Annotated in this window: 20 protein-coding genes; 16 read left to right on the top strand and 4 right to left on the bottom strand. The window is 58.5% G+C overall.

Annotated features, from left to right (window positions below):
* Positions 1-6 precede the first annotated feature (6 nt).
* The 11 genes from IPI01_21265 to IPI01_21215 all read left to right on the top strand — a co-directional run bounded on the left by IPI01_21265 (position 7) and on the right by IPI01_21215 (position 14,881).
* Positions 7-1,962 carry a hypothetical protein gene (locus tag IPI01_21265; protein MBK7260284.1) on the top strand — a complete coding sequence of 652 codons (1,956 nt, stop codon included), beginning with the start codon at positions 7-9 and terminating at the stop codon, positions 1,960-1,962.
* Positions 1,963-1,989: 27 nt separating this feature from the next.
* Entirely contained in the window at positions 1,990-3,810 is a 1,821-nt protein-coding gene (locus tag IPI01_21260; GenBank protein ID MBK7260283.1) for a carbamoyltransferase, read from the top strand.
* Positions 3,797-4,210, top strand: coding sequence for a hypothetical protein (locus IPI01_21255; GenBank protein ID MBK7260282.1), 414 nt, complete (start codon positions 3,797-3,799; stop codon positions 4,208-4,210). Before IPI01_21260 ends, IPI01_21255 begins: the two co-directional genes overlap by 14 nt.
* Positions 4,211-4,267: 57 nt before the next feature.
* On the top strand, positions 4,268-4,426 hold the full coding sequence (locus tag IPI01_21250) for a hypothetical protein (protein MBK7260281.1): 159 nt from the start codon (positions 4,268-4,270) through the stop codon (positions 4,424-4,426).
* 88 nt (positions 4,427-4,514) lie between these two features.
* Positions 4,515-5,600, top strand: a complete 1,086-nt coding sequence (gene carA, locus IPI01_21245; GenBank protein MBK7260280.1) for a glutamine-hydrolyzing carbamoyl-phosphate synthase small subunit — start codon at positions 4,515-4,517, stop codon at positions 5,598-5,600.
* Positions 5,581-8,772 (top strand): carbamoyl-phosphate synthase (glutamine-hydrolyzing) large subunit, encoded by a 3,192-nt coding sequence (carB, locus tag IPI01_21240; GenBank protein ID MBK7260279.1) that lies wholly within the window; start codon positions 5,581-5,583, stop codon positions 8,770-8,772. Before carA ends, carB begins: the two co-directional genes overlap by 20 nt.
* A 48-nt stretch (positions 8,773-8,820) precedes the next feature.
* Positions 8,821-10,002: a hypothetical protein gene (locus tag IPI01_21235; GenBank protein ID MBK7260278.1), complete on the top strand. Its 1,182-nt coding sequence runs from the start codon at positions 8,821-8,823 to the stop codon at positions 10,000-10,002.
* Positions 9,999-11,180, top strand: coding sequence for an SGNH/GDSL hydrolase family protein (locus tag IPI01_21230; GenBank protein ID MBK7260277.1), 1,182 nt, complete (start codon positions 9,999-10,001; stop codon positions 11,178-11,180). The genes IPI01_21235 and IPI01_21230 overlap by 4 nt, the downstream gene beginning before the upstream one ends.
* Positions 11,180-12,163 carry an SGNH/GDSL hydrolase family protein gene (locus tag IPI01_21225; GenBank protein ID MBK7260276.1) on the top strand — a complete coding sequence of 328 codons (984 nt, stop codon included), beginning with the start codon at positions 11,180-11,182 and terminating at the stop codon, positions 12,161-12,163. The genes IPI01_21230 and IPI01_21225 overlap by 1 nt, the downstream gene beginning before the upstream one ends.
* Positions 12,160-13,296: a glycoside hydrolase family 18 protein gene (locus IPI01_21220; GenBank protein MBK7260275.1), complete on the top strand. Its 1,137-nt coding sequence runs from the start codon at positions 12,160-12,162 to the stop codon at positions 13,294-13,296. Before IPI01_21225 ends, IPI01_21220 begins: the two co-directional genes overlap by 4 nt.
* A 202-nt stretch (positions 13,297-13,498) precedes the next feature.
* Entirely contained in the window at positions 13,499-14,881 is a 1,383-nt protein-coding gene (locus IPI01_21215; protein ID MBK7260274.1) for a T9SS type A sorting domain-containing protein, read from the top strand.
* Positions 14,882-14,938: 57 nt separating this feature from the next.
* Here the strand turns inward: IPI01_21215 and IPI01_21210 are convergent, their stop codons facing one another.
* Positions 14,939-15,847 carry a sigma-54-dependent Fis family transcriptional regulator gene (locus IPI01_21210; GenBank protein MBK7260273.1) on the bottom strand — a complete coding sequence of 303 codons (909 nt, stop codon included), beginning with the start codon at positions 15,845-15,847 and terminating at the stop codon, positions 14,939-14,941.
* Positions 15,848-17,566: 1,719 nt separating this feature from the next.
* Between IPI01_21210 and IPI01_21205 the strand changes: the two genes are divergently transcribed.
* Complete coding sequence (locus IPI01_21205) at positions 17,567-17,857, top strand: T9SS type A sorting domain-containing protein (GenBank protein ID MBK7260272.1); 291 nt, start codon at positions 17,567-17,569, stop codon at positions 17,855-17,857.
* A gap of 326 nt (positions 17,858-18,183) precedes the next feature.
* Here IPI01_21205 and IPI01_21200 read toward each other — a convergent pair whose 3' ends face one another.
* The gene (locus IPI01_21200; protein MBK7260271.1) at positions 18,184-18,594 is read right to left on the bottom strand and encodes a hypothetical protein; all 411 of its coding nucleotides are present in this window, start codon (positions 18,592-18,594) and stop codon (positions 18,184-18,186) included.
* 305 nt (positions 18,595-18,899) lie between these two features.
* Between IPI01_21200 and IPI01_21195 the strand changes: the two genes are divergently transcribed.
* From IPI01_21195 to IPI01_21180, 4 genes are all read left to right on the top strand, one after another.
* Entirely contained in the window at positions 18,900-19,193 is a 294-nt protein-coding gene (locus tag IPI01_21195; GenBank protein MBK7260270.1) for a hypothetical protein, read from the top strand.
* A 750-nt stretch (positions 19,194-19,943) separates the two neighbouring features.
* The gene (locus tag IPI01_21190) at positions 19,944-20,135 is read left to right on the top strand and encodes a hypothetical protein (protein ID MBK7260269.1); all 192 of its coding nucleotides are present in this window, start codon (positions 19,944-19,946) and stop codon (positions 20,133-20,135) included.
* A gap of 264 nt (positions 20,136-20,399) precedes the next feature.
* On the top strand, positions 20,400-21,272 hold the full coding sequence (locus IPI01_21185) for a hypothetical protein (GenBank protein ID MBK7260268.1): 873 nt from the start codon (positions 20,400-20,402) through the stop codon (positions 21,270-21,272).
* Positions 21,269-21,442 carry a hypothetical protein gene (locus IPI01_21180; protein MBK7260267.1) on the top strand — a complete coding sequence of 58 codons (174 nt, stop codon included), beginning with the start codon at positions 21,269-21,271 and terminating at the stop codon, positions 21,440-21,442. Before IPI01_21185 ends, IPI01_21180 begins: the two co-directional genes overlap by 4 nt.
* Positions 21,443-22,830: 1,388 nt before the next feature.
* Here IPI01_21180 and IPI01_21175 read toward each other — a convergent pair.
* Positions 22,831-23,148 carry a hypothetical protein gene (locus IPI01_21175; GenBank protein MBK7260266.1) on the bottom strand — a complete coding sequence of 106 codons (318 nt, stop codon included), beginning with the start codon at positions 23,146-23,148 and terminating at the stop codon, positions 22,831-22,833.
* A gap of 391 nt (positions 23,149-23,539) precedes the next feature.
* Positions 23,540-23,755, bottom strand: coding sequence for a hypothetical protein (locus tag IPI01_21170; GenBank protein MBK7260265.1), 216 nt, complete (start codon positions 23,753-23,755; stop codon positions 23,540-23,542).
* Positions 23,756-23,910: the final 155 nt, after the last annotated feature.

Raw genomic sequence — 23,910 nt, 5'->3', positions numbered from 1 at the left:
TCACCTATGCCGATCGCATTCCATCTGGCCCTGGTCTTTGCCATTCCCCTCGTCATCACCCTGCTGATCACGCCGGCGGTGATCCGGCTTGCCCATGTGATCGGGGCCATCGACCGTCCGGGTGCCCGCAAGGCGCACAGCACGCCGACGCCCCGCCTTGGCGGCGTTGCCGTCAGCATCGCGTTCGGTATCTCCGTTGTTCTCGTGATGATGTTCGAACGCGTGCTTCAATTCCCCGTCTGGGCAACGGGCCAGCAGGGGATCACCCTTGCCATCGCCCTCATCGTGGTTGTGCTCCTTGGTGTCTGGGATGATATCCGCGAACTCCGGCCGAAGCAGAAGTTTCTCGTGCAGCTTCTGCTGAGCTCCGTCGTGTATCTCGCCGGCTTCCACGTCTCGGGGATCACGGATCCGTTCGGCGATGGCAAACTCGACCTCGGTGCATTCGATTACATCGTGACGGTGCTCTGGATCGTGGGGGTGACGAATGCGATCAATCTGATCGACGGACTGGACGGCCTTGCCTCCGGTGTCTCTGCGATCGCGCTTCTGACCATGGTCCCCATCGCGATCATGCATGAGGATGTCGGTACCGCCGTGGTGGCCCTGATCCTTGCCGGTGCCGTACTGGGCTTCCTGCGGTACAATTTCAATCCGGCACGCGTGTTCCTCGGCGACTCCGGCAGCCTGTTCCTGGGCTTCATGCTTGCGGTCCTGTCGCTGCAAAGCTCGACGAAGAGTACCACCGCGTTCGCGATCATGATACCGATCGTGGCTCTTGGCCTGCCGATCATGGATACGTTGCTCTCCATGCTGCGGCGCCTCCTCCGGTCGCTCCTGCCCTCCGCCGGCGCGGCGCCCGCCCGGGGGAAGTGGTGGAATTCCATGTTCGTGCCGGACCGGGGCCACATCCATCACCAGCTCCTGGCGCGCGGGTTCTCCCAGCGCCATGCCGTGCTTGTCCTGTACCTGGTCTCCTGCCTCCTGGGTGCGGGGGCCTTCGTCATCACGCTCGCGAACAATGCGGACGCGGTCTTTGTCCTCGTTGTCGTGGGTATCGCCCTCGTCGTGGGTGTGCGGCAGTTGCGGTACCAGGAGATCGCCCTGTTGCAGAACGGGATCTTCCTGCCGCTCTTCGACACCCAGGTCGTGAACAGGAACGTGTTCCAGGTATTCCTCGATATCGTCTTCATCATCGTGGCGTTCGCAGGCGCATACATGATCCACGACGGTGCACGGCATTCGCGGATCCTCGATCCTGACCTGGTGACCACTGTGACGATCACCGCGTGCATCCAATTTCTGGTGTTCTGGGCCATGGGAACGTACCGCTTCTCGCTGCGGCAGTTCAGCCTGGCCGATGGCCTCTCGATCAGCAAGACCGTCTTCGTTGCGGTCGCCCTGTGTGGCACCATCTATGCGCTGCTGCCGTTCCACGTACCGTACGTCGACCTGACAACCATCCTGCTGGACTTCTACATCCTCCTCACGCTTGCGGTCAGCTCGCGGTTCTCCTTCCGCGTCCTTTCGCACATCTTCCGGAAGAACAGGGAGGGTACACGGAAGGTGCTGATCTATGGTGCGGACCGGAATGGGGTCTTCGCCCTGCAACGCATCCTGGAATCTGAGCTGGAGATCGTGTCGCCTGCGGGCTTCCTGGACGACAGGCCAAGCGTCGAAGGGAAGCGACTGAACGGGTACCCGGTGTTCGGCGGCCACTGGAAGCTGGAACAGCTTGTCAACCGGCGGATGATCAAGGAAGTCCTGTTGTCGGGGGATGATATCAAGCCGGAGGTCTACAGGCGTCTGACGAAGAAGGCCCGCGAGCTCGGACTCTCGATCCGGCGGTTCAATGTGCGATTTGACGAGATCGTGGCTCCCGGAGAACCTGCCGGGGACACCAAGGCCGTTCCGTGGCCCGGAGGAGCGGACGCGCTCAGCAACATTCATCAGCATCAATGATCATCGATCACCACACACAGGATGCCCATGTACATACTCGGCCTCTCATGCTTCTATCATGACAGCGCTGCTGCGCTCATCAAGGATGGCGTGATCGTTGCGGCCGCCCAGGAAGAGCGGTTCACACGCATACGCCATGATTCAGCCTTCCCGGCCCAGGCGATCGCGTACTGCCTGGCCGAAGCGGGGATCTCGGCACGCGACATCGCACACGTCGCGTTCTATGACAAGCCCCTCGTCAAATTCGAACGGATCCTGGAGACCTATCTGGCGACGGCGCCACTCGGGATCTCGTCATTCCTGATGGCCCTGCCGCTCTGGCTCAAGGAAAAACTGTGGATGCCCTCCCTGATCACCGACAACCTCGGTGAAAAGGTGCCGCTCCTCTTCCTCGAGCATCATGAATCGCATGCTGCGTCCGCCTTCTACCCGTCGCCATTCCAGCGCGCTGCCTTCCTTACGATGGATGGCGTAGGAGAATGGGCCACCACGAGCTACGGCAGGGGGGTCGACAACACCCTGACCCTCCTCGGTGAGATGGATTTTCCGCATTCGCTGGGTTTGCTCTATTCCGCGTTCACCTACTTCACGGGCTTCAAGGTGAATTCTGCAGAATACAAAGTGATGGGCCTCGCACCCTACGGCGAACCGCGCTATGTGCAGACGATCCTCGACAACCTCATCGATCTGAAGCCGGACGGTTCATTCCGCATGAACATGAAATACTTCGACTATTGTGCGGGATTGAAAATGACCGGGGAGGAGATGGACGCGCTGTTCGACGGCCCGCCGCGGAAACCCGAGTCGAAGCTCACACAGCGGGAAATGGACCTGGCGCGTTCGCTGCAGGAGGTGACCGAAGAGATCATGCTCCGTGCCGTGCGGCACGTGCACAAGGTCACCGGCGAGAAGAACCTCGTCCTCGCCGGCGGCGTGGCACTCAACTGCGTGGGCAATGGCCGCGTGCTGCGGGAAGGGCCCTTCGATGATATCTGGATCCAGCCCGCGGCCGGTGATGCCGGCGGCGCACTGGGGGCTGCCCTGTTCGCATGGCACGCGTATCTCGGTCAGCCACGCACAACGTCCGGGGGCGGACGCGACAGTCAGCGGGGATCCTACCTCGGGCCTGTCTATGCGGACCGCGAGATCGAAGAGTACCTGCAGCTGAACGACATCGCCTACCGGAAGGTCGCACCGGAGGACCTCGCGGAAGAGGTGGCGGAGATACTCGCCAACGAGAACGTCGTGGGGTGGTTCCAGGGCCGCATGGAATTCGGGCCGCGTGCGCTGGGTGCACGCAGCATCATCGGCGATGCCCGCTCTCCCAAGATGCAGTCCATCATGAACCTGAAGATCAAATACCGCGAATCGTTCCGGCCCTTCGCCCCCTCGGTGCTTGCCGAACGTGTGTCGGATTGGTTCGAGATCGACCGCCCCAGCCCGTACATGCTCCTGGTTGCCAATGTACGGCGCGACCGGTGCATCACGACGACCGCGGAACAGGACCAGTTGTTCGGGATCGAGAGGCTGAACATCGCCCGGTCGGAGATCCCTGCGGTCACGCATGTCGATTACTCCGCGCGCATTCAAACGGTCGCACGCGAGGACCATCCCGCATACTACGACCTCATCGCAGCGTTCGAACGCAAGACCGGCTGTCCTGTGATCATCAATACGTCCTTCAATGTGCGGGGTGAACCCATCGTCTGCCGGCCCAAAGAGGCGTACACCTGTTTCATGCGGACGGAAATGGACTATCTCGTGATGGGCAACTTCATCGTTGCGAAGTCGCAGCAGAAGGAGCTCGTGACGGACACCAACTGGAGAAAGGAATTTGCCCTTGATTAGCGAGAAGATCAATGCCTCGGACCGTGAGGTCCGCAAGTTCGGCCTGATGTTCGCGGTGATCTGTCTGGCCGTGGCCGCCTACAGTTTCTACCGCGAGGGTTCTGTCTGGCCGTGGTTCCTCGGCGGCGCGGGGGCGTTCGCTCTCGGCGGACTCATCGCGCGTCCGCTCCTCCGTCCGGTCTTCATCGGGTGGATGAAGTTCGCCTTCGTACTGGGCTGGGTGAACACGCGCATCATCCTCGGCCTCTTCTTCTACGGCATTCTGACGCCGGTCGGACTCATCATGCGGACGTTCGGGCGCGACCCGCTCACCCGGGCCATCACCCGTGGGCCGGGATCGTACTGGAAGGTCCGCGAGCAGGTGCCGTTCGACCCCAAGCGGTATGAGCAATTGTTCTGAGCCCGGTGAACGGGATCCACGCACATCAACACGGTACACGGAGGACGTATGTCTGGAATGGATAAGATCGGTATCCTTGGCGACCTGTGGTCGTTCATGCGGGTAAGAAAGAAGTGGTGGCTCGGGCCGATCATCGGCATGCTGTTGCTGCTCGGATTGCTCCTGGTCTTCACGCAGGGTTCGGCGCTCGCACCGTTCATCTACACGCTGTTCTGAGAATGCCCGTGGTGGGTTGTTCGTCACTGAACCATGCGATCATATGCCCCGGCGGCCCGAGCGGCTGCCGGCGGCGAGGGAATAGCGAATGAAAGCAGAACTCGTTCTGGCAGATGGGTACCGCTGCGAAGGAGAATCCTTCGGTGCGCCTGTTCCGTCGGCAGGGGAAGTCGTCTTCAATACCGGCATGGTCGGTTACCCCGAATCCATGACCGACCCCTCGTATGAGGGCCAGATCCTTGTCCTCACGTACCCGCTGATCGGCAACTATGGCATTCCGGTGAATGGTGCGGCGGATCCGGAAGCGATCGTCCGGCACTTCGAGAGCACCCGGATCCACGTGCGCGCGCTGATCGTTTCCCGGGTGTCGGAAGCCGCAAGCCATTGGACATCGCAGGACTCGCTCGGGGAGTGGATGAAGCGGCAGAATATCCCCGGCCTGAGCGGCGTGGATACGCGCGCCCTGACGAAACGTCTGCGCGCGAAGGGGACCATGCTCGGCCGCCTTGCGGTCGGCGATGCGGAGGTGCCGTGGGACGACCCGAACGAGCGGAATCTGGCCGCGGATGTCAGCATCACGAAGCCGCAATGGTATCCGGCTGCAGGAGAGCGGACCGTCATCCTCGTCGATCTTGGATGCAAGGAGAACATCGTGCGCAGCCTGGTGCGCCGCGGTGTGAATGTGCTCCGGGTGCCGTGGGACTATGACTGGACCCGCGAGCAGGCCGATGGTGTGATGCTCTCGAACGGGCCGGGCGATCCCCAGCGGTGCACGACCACGATCGAGATCCTCCGGAAGGGCTTCGCCCGGGATATCCCGATCTTCGGGATCTGCCTGGGCCATCAGGTGATCGGGCTGGCCGCCGGGGCAAGGACGTACAAATTGAAATACGGCCACCGCGGGCAGAACCAACCGTGCGTCGAGGTCGGAACCAAGCGTTGCTACATCACATCACAGAACCACGGGTATGCGGTGGACGAGTCCACGCTTCCACCGGAGTGGGCACCCTGGTTCTTCAATGCGAACGACGGCACGAACGAAGGCATCCGCCACCGGTCGCGGCCCATCTCTTCCGTTCAGTTCCATCCGGAAGCATATCCCGGGCCATCGGACACTGACCATCTCTTCGACATTTTTGCGGGAGCGTTCACCCATGCCACTCAGTGTGCGTAAGGTCCTTCTCCTCGGCAGCGGCGCGCTGAAGATCGGCGAGGCCGGAGAATTTGACTACTCGGGAAGCCAGGCGCTGAAGGCGCTCAAAGAAGAAGGCATCACGACGGTCCTTGTCAATCCTAACATCGCCACCATCCAGACATCGGAGGAACTGGCAGACAAGGTCTATCTCCTGCCCGTGAATCCTGAGTTCGTCACCCAGGTGATCGAACGGGAACGGCCTGATGCGGTCCTCGTGGGGTTCGGCGGACAGACGGCGTTGAATTGCGCGCTGGCGCTCTGGGATGCCGGCATCTTCCAGCGGTATCATGTTGCGGTGCTCGGGACGCCGATCTCGACCATCAAGGACACCGAAGACAGGGAATTGTTCGTGCGGCGGCTGAACGAGATCGGTGTGGATACGCCGCATTCGCAGGCCATCACGACGCTGGAAGGGGCGAAGAGCGTGGCCCGCTCCATCGGCTATCCGGTGATGGTACGCGCCGCGTACGCTCTTGGTGGACTCGGGTCCGGCAAATGTGCTGATGAACCGGAACTCGAAGAACGGGTCCGGAAGGCCCTGGCCCACTCCCCCCAGGTCCTGATCGAAGAGTACCTCAGTGGCTGGAAGGAAGTGGAGTACGAGGTCGTCCGCGATGCCGACGACAATTGCATCACGGTGTGCAACATGGAGAACCTTGATCCCCTGGGGATCCATACGGGGGAGAGCATCGTGGTGGCGCCGAGTCAGACGCTCACGAATCAGGATTACCACCGGCTCCGGGAGATCGCGATCCGGACGATCCGCCATCTCGGCGTGATCGGGGAATGCAACATTCAGTACGCGCTCGATCCGTACTCCGATGCCTACCGCGTGATCGAAGTGAACGCACGGCTGAGCAGGAGTTCGGCACTTGCTTCAAAGGCCACGGGCTACCCCCTGGCATACGTGGCGGCGAAGCTCGCGCTCGGCCACAATCTTACCGACCTCCGCAATTCCGTCACCCGGACCACCACGGCATGCTTCGAACCGGCGCTCGATTACATCGTGGTCAAGATCCCGCGCTGGGACCTGAAGAAGTTCCGGAATGTCTCCACGCAGCTCGGGTCCGCCATGAAATCCGTCGGCGAGGTCATGGCCATCGGCCGGTCATTCGAGGAGACGCTGCAGAAAGCGATCCGCATGCTGGAGATCGGCATGGATGGGTTGATCACGCCGCGTGCGCCGCAGTTCGACGACCTGGATTCGGCGCTGTCGAAGCCGGGGACGGAGCGCATCTTTGCCCTGCCCGAAGCCATGCGGCGCGGGTATACCATCGAGCGGATCCGCGCGCTGACGCACATCGATCCGTGGTTCCTCCAGGGCATCGCAGGGGTGGTGCAGATGGAGCAGCGCCTGTCCGCGTACACCGGCGGCCCCTGCCCCCGCGATATCCTGCGCGAAGCAAAGAAGAAGGGGTTCTCGGATGGTCAGATCGGGGCGATCCTGGGCCTCGATGAGCAGGCCGTTCGCCGGATCCGGAAGAATGCCGGGATCGTGCCGCGTGTGAAGCAGATCGACACCTTGGCGGGTGAGTATCCGGCCAGCACCAACTACCTCTATCTGACGTATGACGGGACCGAGGACGATGTGGAGCGTGAGACGGGGAAGAGCATCCTGATCCTGGGTTCGGGAGCCTATCGCATCGGCAGCTCCGTGGAGTTCGACTGGTGCTGCGTGAATGCGTCGACCACCGTCCGCGCACTGGGGTACAGATCGATCCTCGTCAATTACAATCCCGAGACCGTCTCCACGGATTACGACATGTGTGACCGCTTGTACTTCGACGGCATCACGCTCGAAACGGTCATGGACATCTACGAACGTGAGCAGTGCCTGGGCGTCATCGTATCCGTTGGCGGCCAGATCCCGAACAACCTGGCGGTGAAACTCCATGAGGGCGGGCTCCGCATCCTGGGCACATCGCCGATGGATATCGACAGGGCCGAGGATCGCCACAAGTTCTCGACATTGCTCGACGAGATCGGGGTGGACCAGCCGGAGTGGATCGAGGCGGCATCCATCGAGGACGCAGCGGCATTCGCCGATCGGGTGGAGTATCCGGTCCTGATCCGGCCGTCGTACGTCCTGAGCGGGGCGGCCATGGGCGTTGCCACCACCCGGCACGAGCTCGAGTCGTTCCTCGAACGGGCCGCGGATGTCTCGCCCAATCACCCCGTGGTCCTCTCCAAGTTCTATGAGAACACACGGGAGATCGAGATCGACGCGGTCGCGGCATTCGGCCATCTGGTGACCATGGCCGTGACCGAGCATGTGGAGAATGCAGGTGTGCATTCCGGTGACGCGACGCTGGTGGTGCCGCCGCAGCGGACCTATCTCGAGACGCTCCGGAGGATCCGGAAGATCACGGAGCAGATCGCGGAGGCGCTGGTCATTACCGGGCCGTTCAACATCCAGTTCCTTTCGAAAGGGACCGACGTCCGGGTGATCGAATGCAACCTCCGGGCCTCGCGGAGCTTTCCGTTCGTCTCGAAGATGTACAAGGTCAACTTCATCGACCTTGCGATCAGGGCGATGGTCGCCGGCGAAGTGCCGGACGTGGAGCATCATCTGTACGACCTCGACTATGTCGGCGTCAAGGCCCCGCAGTTCTCATTCACACGGCTGCAGGGAGCCGACCCCACGGTGGGGGTGGAGATGGCGTCCACGGGTGAAGTAGGATGCGTGGGCGAAGATTTCGAAGAAGCCTTCCTCAAGGCCCTGATCTCGGTGGGATTCCGCTTTCCCATCAAGCGCGTCCTGTTGTCCACCGGCCCTCTCGTCGACAAAGTGGCGTTCCTCGAAAGCGCGCGTCTGATGCATCAGCAGGGGATCGAATTCTACGCGACGTCAGGAACGGCAGAGTTTCTGGAATCATTCGGGATCCCGGTCACCGCGGTGCATTGGCCCTCGGAGGGGCTCCTTCCGGACGCCGGAGAACTTCTGGAGCAGAAGATTGTCGATCTGGTGATCAACATACCGAAGAACCATCAGGAGACGGAACTGACGAACGACTACTTCATCCGGCGCAAGGCGGTCGATTTCGGCATCCCCTTGCTGACGAACATCCAGCTTGCCAACAGGCTGGCGGAAGCGATGACGCACAAGAAGCCGGGACAACTGCACATCAAGGAGCTTCAGGCATATGCGTAGGTCTGCTGCACAGCCGTTCATGGAGCAATCATGCGGGAGGACGTCGCTATGACACGATCCGGCCGCACCCCCGGCGTACTCAGGCGCTGGTTCCAAACATCGCTTCTGCTCGGCGCAAGTATCCTGCTGGGCCTGATCTTCCTCGAAGAGGTCGTGCGCATCATCGAACCCCGCGAGGTGATGAGGTATTTCTTCACGGCCTCCGATCCCATCCTGCACCATCGGTTCATCCCGGGGGCATCGGGGAGGTATAAGACCACGGAATTCGATGTCGCGTACACCATCAACAGTCTGGGGCTGCGCGACCGGGAGATCTCGCTGGCGAAGCCGCCCACAACGCGGCGCATCCTGATGCTCGGGGATTCCTTTACCGAGGGGGATGGGGTCGAATATCAGGAGACGTTCTCGGCCTGCCTGCAGCGGATGCTGGACACGGCAGCGCTTCCCGTGCGCTGGGAAGTGATCAATGGCGGCGTCGGCAGCTACGCGCCGGTGGTCGAGTACATTTATCTCCACAATGGCGGCCTTGCATTGCAGCCTGATATGGTCGTGCTGAACCTCGACCTTTCCGATTTCTTCGATGATCTCGGCTACAGCGCCCTCGCACGCTACGACGAGCATGGCCTGCCTCTGGCCGTGCGGCCGGCGGAGGAGCCACGCCCGGCGAATGCGCTCAGTGCGGGATTGCTCGACATCAAAGATTTCTTCAAGGAGCATACGCGCCTCTATAATTTCGTGCGCCTGAGGATCGACAGGTATCTGGAAGGCTCCCGGCACACGATCGATATGTCGGGCGATCTCCGGTACGACAAGTATGCCATGTTACGCCCCGGGAACCGCCTCGACCTCGGGCAGGCCGGCGCCATCACCTTCGGAGCTCTGCGGACGATCCGCGATACGCTCGCCGCGCACGGCGTTCCTCTGCTCGTCACCGTCTATCCGTACGGCCACCAGGTGCGCCCCGATGAATGGGTCGCGGGACGCCAGTTCTGGGGATTCAAGCCGGACACGCTCTATGGTCTGGAACCACAGGACGAGATCGAGAGGATCCTCACCGGGCGGGGCATCCCCGTAGCGAATTTCTGTCGGGCCTTTCGCGATCGTGCCGCCTCGGTCCACCCTCTGTACCACGACTACAATGGCCATTGGGTCGCAGCCGGCCATGAGATCATTGCGCAGGAACTCTATGCGCGCCTGCTCCCGGAACTTCGCGCGGCAGGGCAGCCATGACGGTGACCTCCCGACTCCGCTCGCTTGCGGGCCATGCCGGATTGCTCGTGGGCGGTCTTCTGATCGCTGCGCTTCTCGCCGAAGCGGTGATCAGAATGACCGCACCCCAGCGTCTCGAATCGCACCGCCCGATCTACGTTGCCGACTCGTTGCTCGTGTATCGTCTGAAACAGAACTACGACGCCTCGTACCACCAGCCGGAGTTCTCGATCCATGAGCAGACCAACGATCTCGGGCTCAGGAACGACCCTGTGGGTCCGAAGCGCCCGGGTGTCACGCGCATTCTCGGGCTCGGGGATTCGTTCTGCTACTCGAACTCCGTGCAGCTCCGCGAGACGTTCTTCAAGCAGCTCGAGGATCGCGAACGCGAACACAGCGGGAAGGAGATCGAGGTCATCAACGCTGCCGTGCCGGCCTACAGCACCGTGCAGGAATACCTGTATCTCCGCCGCGACGGCATGAAGCTCGAACCGGACGTCGTGGTCCTGGGCTTCTATGTGGGGAACGATTTCCAGGACTCGTATGAGCTGTTCGACTCCACCGGCCTGGCCACGGTTGATGTGGTCGACGGGGAACTCCGGGCCAATGACCGGTTCCCGGCCGCGCGGTATGAACAGCAGGAACGCGTGTTGCGGACGGCAACACTGTCGCTCCGTTCGTTCCTCGCGTCGAACAGCGCACTGTATGTGTTCCTCCGGGAACGGTTCGGAGAGGTCCTGTGGAAAGCGGGCTTGCGCAACAATCCACCGCCCCCGGACTTCTGTGCGCGCGTACCGTCGCCCGCGATGCGTGCAGGCTGGGCGATGACCCGGAGCGTGCTCGACAGCATGGCTGCCCTGTGCTCCGCGCAGAATGTTTGCTTCCTCATCGTGGTCCTTCCCACGCAGTACCAGGTCCATCCTGATCTCTGGACGCACCATTTCACGACATTCGGGCTTGATCTGGCGGACTATGATCTCGATCGGCCCCAACGGTTGATGCGGGAGTATTGTGAAGAGAAGGGGATCGACCATGTCGACGTTCTCCCGATCATGCGTGCCCACGCGGCATCAGGCCATCTCTTTTATCCTATTGCGTCGTACATGACCCCTGCCGGGCATCGTCTCGTGGCGGAAGCGGTGTATGCACACCTGATGGCAACACCCCGGGCAGGCAAGACTCTCGTGGAGTACCGGTGATGCGCACCGCCACTCTCTTTCTTGTATCGATGATGATCGCCGTGCTGGCCGGTGAAGTCATCGTCCGATCACTGGTCCCTGTCCGCAATGTCGGGCCCACCTTCTCTGAGTATGATCCGGTCTACGGCAAACGGCTGAAGAAGAACTTCGCGTGTACGCGCACCGCGGCGGAGTTCACGATGCAGTTCTCGACGAACTCGCTCGGATTCCGGGGGCCCGAGCCATCCTCGTTCCCGTCCGGGGGCATCCTGTTCATCGGTGATTCCTTCACATCGGGCTATGGCGTGAACGACGGCGAAGAGTTTCCCGCGCTGATCGCCAGGCAGCTCGATGAAGCCGGGGGTCATGCCAGCGTTCCGGTCGTGAACGCGGGTACCGGGAACACCGGCAACGGGTATTGGCTCCGTTTCCTCGAGCATGAATACGACCGGTTCCGTCCGCGTGCGATCGTGTTCGGATTCTGCGTCAACGATTTCCTCGACAATGCCGTCGAGCAATTGTATACCGTGGACCAGGATGGCCGGTTGCAGGAGACCGGCATCATGCCACGGCAGGAGGCGGCACGGGGAGCCCAGGCGGTGATCGAGGCCGTGCCCGGACTCGCGTACTCCCATCTGGTCGGCCTTGCCCGGCAAATGTTCTCGGAGAGCGGGGCACCACCGGCCTCCTCCGGCGAGGGGATGACCGACATCGTGACATACCGACTGTTGGATACGGTGCTTGCCTTCACCGCGGAGCGCGGTGTTCCGGCGCTCCTCCTTCAGATCGGGGTGGACAGTACCAGGGGCGGACCCATCGAGGCGCTTGCGCGGAAGCACGGCGCCGTGAGTCTCCTGGCGCCGTCCAAGGCCGACCATCCGGAGCTCTATTATACTATCGACGGCCATTGGAATGCGGCGGGCCACCGTGCGATCGCATCCGCACTTCTGCCCGTGGTCCGCACGGCACTGTCTCAACATCCAGGAGAGGATGCACAGCAATGATCCGAACGTTCGTGGTGCTCATTGTGCTTTGCGGTCTGGCGGCGGCCCCGGCATCGGCCGAGCAATGGGTCACCGCATACTATGCTGGGTGGATGCAGGGCAACAAATGGAGTCACCATCTCCTGCCGTCGGAGATCGACTTCGGGGCGGTCACGCATATCATTCATTTCTCCGTCAATCCGAATGCGGACGGGACATTGAACACCGAGGGGAACGGGCTCACCGAAGAGAACTCCGCGGATCTGGTGAGCGCTGCCCATGCGGCCGGGAAGAAGGTGCTGCTCTGCGTTGGCGGGTGGAACTCCGGGAACGGGTTCACGGCTGCGACGCGGGAAGGCACACGCGACCAGTTCATCAGGAATCTCCTTGCGCTCGTGCGCACCCGCAAGTACGACGGGCTCGACATAGACTGGGAGCCCATGGAACATGGCCAGCATGCGCAGTACGAAGCGTTCATGCGGCAACTCCGCCTGAACATGAAGGCCATGTCGTCCGACCTTCTGCTCACGGTGGCCTGCAATAGCGGGGCGTTCCTGTTCGGAAGGATCCATCCGCTGCTCGACCAGATCAACGTGATGACGTACGACTATTCCGGTGCCTGGCCCGGTTGGTTCACGTGGCACAACGCAGCGATCTATGACGGCGGGGCGCGGTTCCCGAGCAATGGTGGACGTCCGCCGTCGATCGACTCGCACATCCAGGAGTTCATCGAGGCAGGTGTGCCGCGTGCGAAACTCGGGATCGGGATCGACTTCTACGGTTATGTATGGAACGGCGGGAGCGGGACCCCGACGGGCGGTGTGACCGCACCGCGTCAGACGTGGTCATCCGCTCCATGGGTGAAGGACAACGTTGCCTACCACACGATCATGAGTTCATTCTACGACCCGCAGGCATACCGGTGGGATTCGCTCGCACAGGCAGCGTATCTCTCGCTTGACCGGGCAGGCGCGGCCGACGACAAATTCATCTCGTACGATGATGAGACATCGTGCCGGCGCAAGATCGAGTACGTGCGCTCGCAGCAACTCGGAGGAGTGATCATCTGGGAATTGGGCGGAGGATGGGAACCGAAGGGGAGTCCGCGCGACAGATTGCTCCAGGCCGTGAAGAAGGCGGTGCGCGAACCATGAACGGACATCCGCTCCGTTTTCCGGGATTAACGAGAATTAACTTGTGTGCATGGGCAATGCCTGCTTACTTGCACTACGATGTGATGCGCGCGCGCGTCGTCGCCGGGCCACCGTTCGCGGTGCCTGCGGCCCTGGAACGTCGGCATCAACGGGATAGGAGGGACGCGCGCGCACGCGTCGGACGAGGACATGGAGGGAAGATATGAAACGACGTCTGCTTTCTGTTGTGATCACATTCCTGCTTGCGACACCGCTCTTCGCACAGCAACCATGGGTGAGCGCCTATTATGCCGGATGGATGCAGAGTTATTGTCCACCGTCAGCGATCGACTTCGGTGCCGTGACCCACATCATGCATTTCTCGATCAATCCTGACGGCGGGTCGACGATCAGTTGGACGGGCAACGGCATCACGGCTTCCGCATCGTCCGCGATCATCCAGGCGGCGCACGCGGCGAACAAGAAGGTCCTCGTGACATGCGGCGGGTGGGGGGATGCCAGTGCGTTCGCCGAGGCGACGAATGGAACGAACCGTGCAGCGTTCATCGCGAACCTCGTCAACTTCGTTGTCGGCCGCGGGTACGACGGCATCGACATCGATTGGGAGCCGATCTCCAATACAACGCAATTCAAGCTGTTCATGCCGGAACTCCGTGCAGCACTTGACGCAGCAAAGCCCGGCCTGCTGCTGACCATGGCATGCATGGACGGCAATGCGAGTCATATTGCGGCGGTCCAGAATTCGATCGACCAGATCAACATCATGACGTACGATATGTCCGGTGCCTGGCAGGGGTGGGTGGTCTGGCACAACGCACCCATCTACGACGGCGGGTACAAATTCCCCGGCACGAACTCGACCGTTCCTTCTGCGAATGCTGATGTCGATGATTTTGTGAAGGCGGGTATCGCCAAATCGAGGATCGGGATCGGCGCGGATTTCTACGGGTATGTCTGGTCGGGTGTCACGGCGCCACGCCAGACCTGGTCGTCGACCCCGAGCGTTTCGGACAATGTGCCGTACTACCAGATCATGAACACCTACGGTTCGCAGCCGGTCCTGTGGGACAGCATTGCCCATGCGGCCTATATCAGCGTCAGCACCGGGACGGGGAAATTCGTTTCGCTCGACGATGCCCGGACGATGCAGGCGAAGGCCGACTACATTCGTAGCAAGGGTATCGGTGGGATCATACTCTGGGAACTCGGTGGGGGGTACAGGTCGAACCAGCCGGCGGGGCAGCGTGACCTGCTGCTCCAGGCAGTGAAGACCGCGTTCTTTTCACCGTCGACGGCTGTCGAGTCTGTACCAACGAACGTTTCCGCATACCGCCTCGACCAGAATTACCCCAATCCCTTCAATCCAGAAACTTCCATCCGCTTCCACCTTGCGGCGCCGGGCACGATCTCTCTGCGTGTGTTCGACGTCCTCGGGCGCGAAGCGGCACTCCTGGCTTCAGGCCACCATGCTGCGGGTGAACATACCGTGCGGTTCGATGCTTCGCGGTTTGCTAGCGGAGTGTACATCGTGCGGTTGGACGCGGGTACTGTGCTGATGACCCGTCCGATGAGCCTGGTGCGCTGATCGTTCCGGCCCTGCCGCCATTTCCGGTTACGGGAGTGGCGGCAGTTCCTTCCCCCCTTACTCCCGGTCTTTCTTCATTTCCTTCATCTCACTCAGGCGTTCATACAGGTATTTTCTGCTGACACCGAGGATCAGGGCGGTTTTGGACTTGTTGCCTCTCGTCACAGCAAGCGTATACTCGATCATGAGCCGCTCGGCATCCAGGATGGTGCATCCCGCGGGGATCGTGATGGCTTTCTCGATCGTGTGCGCCCGGGTCATACGTTCGGGGAGATAGGGAGGACAGATGACCGGGACGGGGCAGGTGATGACCGCCGCCTCGACCACATTCCTCAATTCCCTGATGTTGCCCGGCCACCGGTACTCGAGCAGGATCTCCATGGCGTCGTCGTGAAACGTCTGGCGTTCGCGCCCCATCGACCCGGCGAACGTGCCCAGGAAGTGATCGAGCAGGAGGGGTATGTCGCCTGGCCTGCTGCGGAGGGGCGGGAGGTGGATATCGGCGACCCGGAGTCTGTAGTAGACGTCCTCCCGGAGTTGACCGGATGCGAGTGCCTGCCCGATGTCCTTGTTCGTGGCCGAGAGGATCCGCACATCCACCTCGATCTCCTCCGTTCCACCGAGACGCCGGAAGCGCTTGCTCTCCAGTGCCCGGAGCAATTTCGCCTGCACTCCGGGAGGCATTTCGCCGATCTCATCCAGAAAGAGCGTTCCCTTGTGCGCCATCTCAAAGCACCCGGCCTTCCGGGAATTCGCTCCGGTGAACGCTTCGCGCTCGTGGCCAAAGAGCTCGTTGTCGATCACTTCGTGGGGGAGAGCGGCGCAATTGACCGCGACCATCGGTGCACCGGGCCTCCCGCTCCTCTCATGGATATACCGGGCAAGGACATCTTTTCCTGTCCCGCTTTCTCCTGTGATAAGGATCGGTGCCATGGTCGGGGCGATCAGATCGGCCCGGTCAAGCAACCCTAGAACCTCGGGGTCAGATGATATGTATGTCGTTTGACGGCTGGGAAGGCAGCCCTGGATCGCGGGTTGCCTCGCAAGACTCTGGATAGGCGCAGGTGACAATTCTCTCTCCATGCTTGATTCGGAATTCCGGACACAATGGAATGCATGGCCCCCGCAAAGATCGATCTGAGGTCACAACAATGCGGATTTCGGACCCGATGATGTCGGGATCGGTTTGGATCGGACGTGGTGCTGGATCGTGCTGGAGAGTGTCAGGGGGAGGCGGGTGGTGACTCGCTGTACTGGACGTGGTGCCCGTTCAGCATAGGGGAGGGGTGAATGTGGAAGAATCGGCGACCCCGTTGGGGATCAGCCGATCGCTGTACGGGTGTACAAATGCCATCTGGGCTCATGCAGGGACCTTGAGTGGTTGAGCTCTGATAACGTACGAGATGATGTTGGAAAGAACAGTTGGTCGTTGGTGCGAGGAGGTTTCCGGTGGTGTTGGGACGGAAAGTGAGGGAGGGGGTACGACCGTATCCTCCCACTGCCTCCAGTAGCCAAGAACGCAGGTCAGGGGGATATTGTTCCCGGGATCGAAAAAAAATGGTCCCGGTTTCCCCTGGAACAAATCCGCCTCACCAGGACGTTGGGATGGTTGGCGCTCCCGATCTGCTACGGAGTTCCCCCCGTGTGCCGACAGCGCGCGAGAGCGCTCGACAAGCCTCAAGGATGATCACATGGCGTACCGCTTCACGGCCCTTTTCATTGTTTTTCAGTTCGTTGCTACCACCCTCCGGGCGCAGGAGCCCGAATGGGTCGTTTTCGACTCAACGAACTCACCCCTTCCTCACAACCAGGTCCAGGCTATAGCGTCTGATTCCTCATTTGTGTGGATAGGTACGGCGAACGGCCTCGCACGTTACGACGGCAGACACTGGATCACGCACGATACCTCCAATTCACCCTTGCCCTCCGCCAATATCACCGCGCTCGCAACGGCCGGAAGAGGGGGGGTGTGGATCGGCACAGACCATGGGATCGCCTTCTACGATGGCTCGGCATGGCTGGTATTCGATTCGGTGACCACCCCGCATTCGCAGCTTGCCGTGACATCGATCGCACGGGATGCAGGGGGGAATGTCTGGGCCGGCACGGAGCATGGGCTTGCACGCTGGGACGGATCGCAGTGGACCATCTATAGCGATACGACGACCCCGTTCGTTGAACCGTTGGTGCTTTCGCTGGCCGCAGATCCGCACGGATCGATCTGGTTCGGAACCTGGGACCCCTTCGCGTTCCGGGGCCGATTGTGGAGGCATCAGGGAAGTTCGTGGACGAATGCGCGCCTTGACCTGAATGCGCTTCCATCGAGTTTTCCCGAGGCCATCGCCGTCATGGCCGATGGTACGGTGTGGCTGGGTACTTCCGGCACGACAGGTGGGAATCTGGTCAATGTCACAGGTACGCCGTGGGTCGCCTACAACCGCCTGAATTCCGGGCTGCCGCCGGGTGGGATCTCTTCCCTCGCAACGGATGGACCGGTGCTCTGGATCGGCACAGGAGGCGGACTCGTGCGGTACGATGGCATCATGTGGACAACGTACGATGCAGAGAACTCAGAGCTTCCGGACGACTTCGTTCTCTCTGTCGCTGTCGATACGAAGGGGAACACGTGGGCAGGGACACTCACCGGCGGTGTTACGGTCTACAAAACAGGGGGCGTCGTTACCGATGCCCGGATACCGGGGCGGCACGCCGGGCACCGTGACGCTGATGCAGAATTACCCGAACCCCTTCAACGGGACGACAACGATCAGGTTCAGTCTCGCGTCACAGGCGTTCGTATCGCTCAAAGTGTACGATGTCCTGGGCAGGGAAGTGTCGACACTCGTGCAAGAAACGCTGGAAGGGGGCGAACACGCGCGGCAATGGGACGCTCCGGCTGCCTCGAGCGGCACATACTACTGCCGGTTTCACACACCGTCAGGCAGCAGAACGATCAGGATAGTTGTGCTTCGGTAGGCGGGTGGGTGGGACAATTAAGAACTAAGAACTCAGAATTCTTAGTTCTTAATTCGTGCCCTAAGCAAAGCGGGCGTGCGGAGAGGGTGGGATTCTAATTAGCCGATCTGTTTTCTTGGTGATACGACTGGATATCGCCAGTTTCGGTCCGATTCCAGCGATTTTAAGAACTTCGGCTTCCTGTCATCTCCTTGCATAACCTTACATATCCCCGCATAACTGGTCATGAATTGGACACGATTCAGTGCCATGTTGCATTTGAATGATACCTCTCCGTATACCGAAAGTCAAGCGCGCGAATTGCCTTCCCGCCTGGCTTCGCATTGCTACTTCCGCACCAGCTCACTGACCACTCCCTTCAGTCGATCCCGTTCCCCTTTGGAGAGTCGCTTGATATCAGTCTTCACGAGCACATCTCGAATGTCGTCCAGGATGTCCTGCACGGCTGTCTTCGTCGCCATAGTCTCGCCTCTGTCCCGGAATGAAATACGCTGGTTCACCGAATCGATGGTGACTTCATAACCGACGCCATTACCAATCCCTTGCAGGGTGGTTCGACGCACTGGACGAGCGGGTTGATCGGGATCCTTGCGGAGAATCAGATATATCGAGAGTGGGCGAAAAGCCCAGCTCGTTTGGCAAGCTCCGTATTCCGAGATGCCCTCACGGTCAAGCAACTGTCGAATTGCTGACTGGACGCCTTCCAGGGTATAGGGTACTGTTATTGTCGTTTTCATGAAGTATTGTAAGTATATATAAGTACAATCACAAGGGTATTGACATTCATATGAGAATTGTGTAGGATAATGTGACGAAAGAATCAGCACCCGCTGGTTGCGTGTGGTAAGTTAGCTGTCAATCTGCAGTGGCTTCCCCGCCTATATCCCCCAAAAGATGCAAACCTCGTTTGCATACGGTATCCCCAACGGCAGCAGGCATACAGCGCCGACCCCAAGCCTGCGAACAAGAAAGACAATGAATATGAACGAGCTCACCTATTATCCCCATGAACCAATCTCCCACTGATGCCCAAGCACAAATAGTGAAAGTCAACTGGCACCATGCGCTGAACACAGCGTTTCTGCTCATAGTGGAACGTGTTGAATCCGCAATAGAGCACGGCGAACCCGAAATCACTCGAACACTGATCAACAACTTTGAATCCTACTCCAACATGCGACACCTCATGGAAGCGTATGAACGTGCTGGACTGGACGTGAGATGCAAAGATGGCTCACTTGATATGAAGGTGTACGACTATCAGGAGTCAGATGTGTGGACACACCTCAGCGAGGAGAGCCGGGCAAAGGTGGACTCTGGAGAAGTTGAACTATGAGTCCGATATACAGTACCAAGGATTTCTATCTGGCCGCATTCATTATTGCGGCTGGGGTGGAACCCACTAATTACAAAATGGAAGGATCCCAATTGGAATTCTTTCAGGACACAACGCTTACAGACGCTCGTCGCTTCCTACTATGGCCTTACGGCCAGCATCAACCCCGTTGCGTATGGCAATTTCATCAAGAACTTGAAAAGTGTTGTATACGCATATAAAGATAAAGAAAGAATGAACAATCATGTCCCGCAACTACGAAAGTCAAAATGAATTAGGCTCGACTATCGAGCTATCACTTGCTCCAGCAGATTATAGCGGTACACAAACCTCGTATTCCGCATCCATCCAGAAGACCGCTGATCTCCAGCGGGTGTTCACAGAACATAACTATAGTCCCATCATCTGGGAAAAGGGCTATCGGCTTAGCGAGAACTTCCTCTGGCAACGGGGTTCTGCGTAGACGCCGACCACGGCGATACGATAGATCGGGCAGTCGAAAAGCTCGACGCACTGAAGATCAACTATGCTCCCTCATCACCACACGCAGTCACCGTCCTGACGCTCATCGCTTCCGCATCCTGATCCCGTTCAACCGGGTACATTCCTTAGTGGACTATGAACGGATCACCCGACGGATCTTCAAGGAGCACTTTCCAGGCTCGGACACCCAAGTACTCGATGGAGCACGACAGCTTTTCGCATCGCCAACCGCGGCCGAATATCGGTCCCGGTGGAACGGGAAGAACTATGATGTCGATGCCGAGATCGAACCGATCGATGGTGGTACGGATCGATAATGCCTGGACCGACAAGCTGATCGTCACGGACGGGCAGGGCAAGCGGCTGCTTGCCTCCACCCTCACTGAAAAGGCCGTCATTCTCTGTCCATTCCATAAGGATGCGAGCACGTCGGCATTTATCGGAGTGGTCTGCCAATAGCGAGAACCATTTCATCTATTGTTCGGCATGCGCGAAACCTTATTGGAAGGTCAAAGAGATCTTGCCGATCGAGCAACTGTGTGAGCGGTTTTATTCGTACTCCACCGATATCTTTGAAGTAGGACTGACGGGCGAAGAATTTCCACATGAGCAAGATCGGGGCAGAAGAAGTTCTGGGTGCTTACCGGCGCCAGTGATGAGAAATTGAAGGGCGAGCATTACGATTACCTCGTAAAGCACAAGCACATATCGCACTTGAAGAGAGTGGACCACATCGGAGATATTGCCGCCGATAGGTCATTCCATCGATACGCTACAGGCGAAGGTATCTTCACGATTCACTATGCGCCACGGTCGGTCCAGATAGCGGACAATGCGTTCATCGATACCTGGTTGGCACAGATGTTCGGGGAGCACACGGACTTCATCAAACAGTGGCTGGCGGTGTATGCCTACACGAATTACCAGAAACTACCGACGTTGATCTTGAAGGGCGATCGTGGGACCGGCAAAAATACCTTTGCCGATGCGGTGATGTCCATCTATCCATCGATCTCGCAGTACTGGCACGGTGAGGATAAAAACTTCACTCCCGAAGTACAGAAGAAACTCTTGATCGCCGACGAGTCGGTGGGTGCGAACGAAAAGCAGTACCGTATGCTCAAGCAGAGGTCGGGCCAGAAGATGGCGGTGGTCAATCAGAAGTTCCTGCCGGAATACTCGGTGCGGAACAACATGAACATCATCATCCTATCGAACGATCAGACGCCTGTGTTTGTCCAGAAGGATGAGGAGCCTACGTCGGAGCGAAACAACCAGTTCTTTGTGTACACGATGCCGAAACTCAGAGGTGCCATCGATCCATCGTTCGGTGAGAAGATCGAAGCCCGGATCGGGCACTATCTGCGCACTGAGCTGAAGAAGGTGTATGAGGAAACGAGGTCCCTGAACGGCTGCCGGTACAGCATACCCGTGCCGATCACGCCAGAGGAACGGGCACTCTTCAATATGAACATGACAGGGTTGGAGGCGGAAGTTCAGAAGATCATGCAGAAGATGGTCACGCAGACCGACCCAGTGATGCTGGCGTTTTTCAATGAAGGGTATTTCCGTCCCGGTTCTTGGATGACTTTGTGATATCGAAGGGCTACACGAAGAACGGTGTCATCAGATCCATGAAAGAGAAGGGATACCTGAAGGTGACGGACTCGTTCCGGAAGATGATCGGGGACAAGCGAGAATATTGCTATGAAATGACCGGGAAAATGAAGGATTGGTATCAGAAAGAATTGACTGCCGGATTATGAAATTGGCTGTCGATTGCCCATGAATTGGCTGTTCATGAATATCGATTTGACCCAATAAAATCAAGGGTATTTCTAAGAAATGGCTGTTTGGCTGTAGAAAGTAGTAGTTTGAGAAAAAAAAGGAGAAGGGTAAAGGGTAACCTGAAATGCTTTCAAACTCATTTTCTACGGGCAAACAGCCAATTCTGAGAAATGACCACATAAACATTAGCGATTTCCTATTTTGCCGACAGCCAATTTGGGGCAGCGACCAGGCATTGGCAGACATCAAAACGGCCAGAGGATTGCGGGCTGATTTGGAAAAAAGAGAATTCACACACAAATTCTCCGGGAATAGCCCTGCCCTCTATACCGCTTTCAGCTCTCTGATCAATTTCTGTATCGGCTCGACCCATATCTCTCTGAATCGAGCTGGCCTCCAGGTCGGTATTGCCTTGAGCATCTCGATCAGTGATAGATTCATCTTGAGCTGTCGTTCTGCTTCGGCAAGGGTCAAGCTTCGGAATGTCTTGGTCCAGGGCAGGATCCTCCTACAGCATGATACACACGAGGACCGGGATTTGCAGAGAGAAAAACTATCCGAATTGAAAACTAAGAGGTTACGCGGGTCTGCTGAGTGATTATTTGCAATGAACCTGGCATCGTGATAGATTGTGGATAAGTTCCTGCCAGGCTTCTTGACTTTCCTGACGACGTTGATACCATGAAAATGAAATAGAGAGCCAGCATCCGTCCTCCAGACTAAGATTGCTGACCCCTATAAAGACCGCCTATCGTGCAACGCCCTCATGATAGCTAAGCGGATCCTCAAATTCAAGGGGGGCGGGAAAACAATTAAGAAGCAGTGCGATGACAGCGATAGAAGACAATATGCCGCATGGCAACATGCGACACCTATTTCAACCTGGAACAGTGGAGTGTATCGGCAAACCCCGAGGGTGACCTGATACGCTTTGATGAAATGTACCAAGACTCGGATCTTGGTTTGGTACATCGACGGAGATGGTCTACCAAGACATCGGAGTAGGAAGATTAAATAAGTGGTTCACAATGAGGCCCCAGAGTGATCTGGGGCTTTTTGTTGCACCAAATAAAAAACCCGACATCGGGGGGATGCCGGGCTCGACCGTCCATATGCACACACTGGGGGGAGCGCAGTGCGAACGGTCAGGCGAAACGTAGGATGTCTCGAGATGAGAATCAAGCCGGACACTGGAGGGGAAATGTCGGCACTATTCCGTTCCTGAACTGTCCGACGAAAACTTGGTCCTCAGGCGATTCAGCCTGAGTTGGTTTGACCCACACGCACTACGAGAGTCAGGTGATTCGCGCTCAGCTAATTCATCAACACCACAGCCGACCGCACGCACTTTCCGTCCCGCCTGACTTCATACCATTCTCTCCCCAACGAGGATGCGCCATGACCACGGACTCGTCTTGAAATGGACGATTGTGTCTCCCTCATTGAAGCTCGACCGGAATTTCTCCCACAAATCGGGATGCTCCGCTGCGAAGACATCAGGTGAGATCTGCATTTCGACATCCTCGTAGAAATCCTCGTTAACCCCAAATTCCACAACAATTCCGTCGATCCACTGTCCGTCCCGTTCAATCGCATACCCCGAAGTTATGTAGCTCTTCTCCGATGCCGATGCGGGCTTGGTGCTGAAATGGATCAACTTATCACCGCTGACCATGGCTCGCATCAAGCGATCCCAATCTCCGGACCTTCCCAATCTCAGGATAAAGTCAGTGATTCCGGGGACTACAACCGTCTTAGGTCGACTTCGAGAGCTTTGTGATGATGCCTCCGATCTTGGTCTTGAATGGGAGACCCAGATCGGCATGAGGCATGCAGTAGCCATTGGTTCGATTTGCAGTTGCCTCAAGAATGGGCACTCGGCAATGCTAGCAACGTGTTTTCTTCTCATTCATCGGTTACACGTTCGTATCCGCTTATGAAATTGAGACATTTCTCCTTCTCTCGAAAAGCTTTTCCCTGAAACGATGTACCTTCTGAGCTCGTCGAGATCGAAAACGATATGTGGCGAGGAAAGATGCCGTGGCATCTTGTCCGTTGATACCAGTGCCAGGTCGTCATTTCTTGTGAGCGGGTCTCCGTCGAACCTCTTGTAGAATTCTTTTTCGTCCAAATATGATTCGGGATAGAATTGGATGGCGAATTGGCGGTCCATGTCGTGACAGCAATGGAGCGAAAAGTATTCCCTCCGTCTGGCATGATGGACACTGGAAAAGGTTGATCCGGAAATTGAACAAATCCTCACGTAGTTTCAGATCCAACGCCACATTCAAGGTTGAATGAATCTTTACGTCGCCGCTGGCCCGTGAGCGGGCTGGTCCGTGACCACCCCCCGGCGCTGAACCCACCTGGCAGGCCGCGTTGCAATTCACATGAGGTTTTGGTAATTTCTGAAAACAGGTGGGCTTGCATGATCGCGCGGGGCATT

This window comes from Ignavibacteriota bacterium (genome assembly GCA_016707525.1).
In the GTDB taxonomy this organism is placed as follows: domain Bacteria; phylum Bacteroidota; class Ignavibacteria; order UBA10030; family UBA6906; genus JAGDMK01.
Note: the sequence above shows the minus strand (reverse complement) of the source record. Positions and strands in the feature narration are given on the sequence as shown.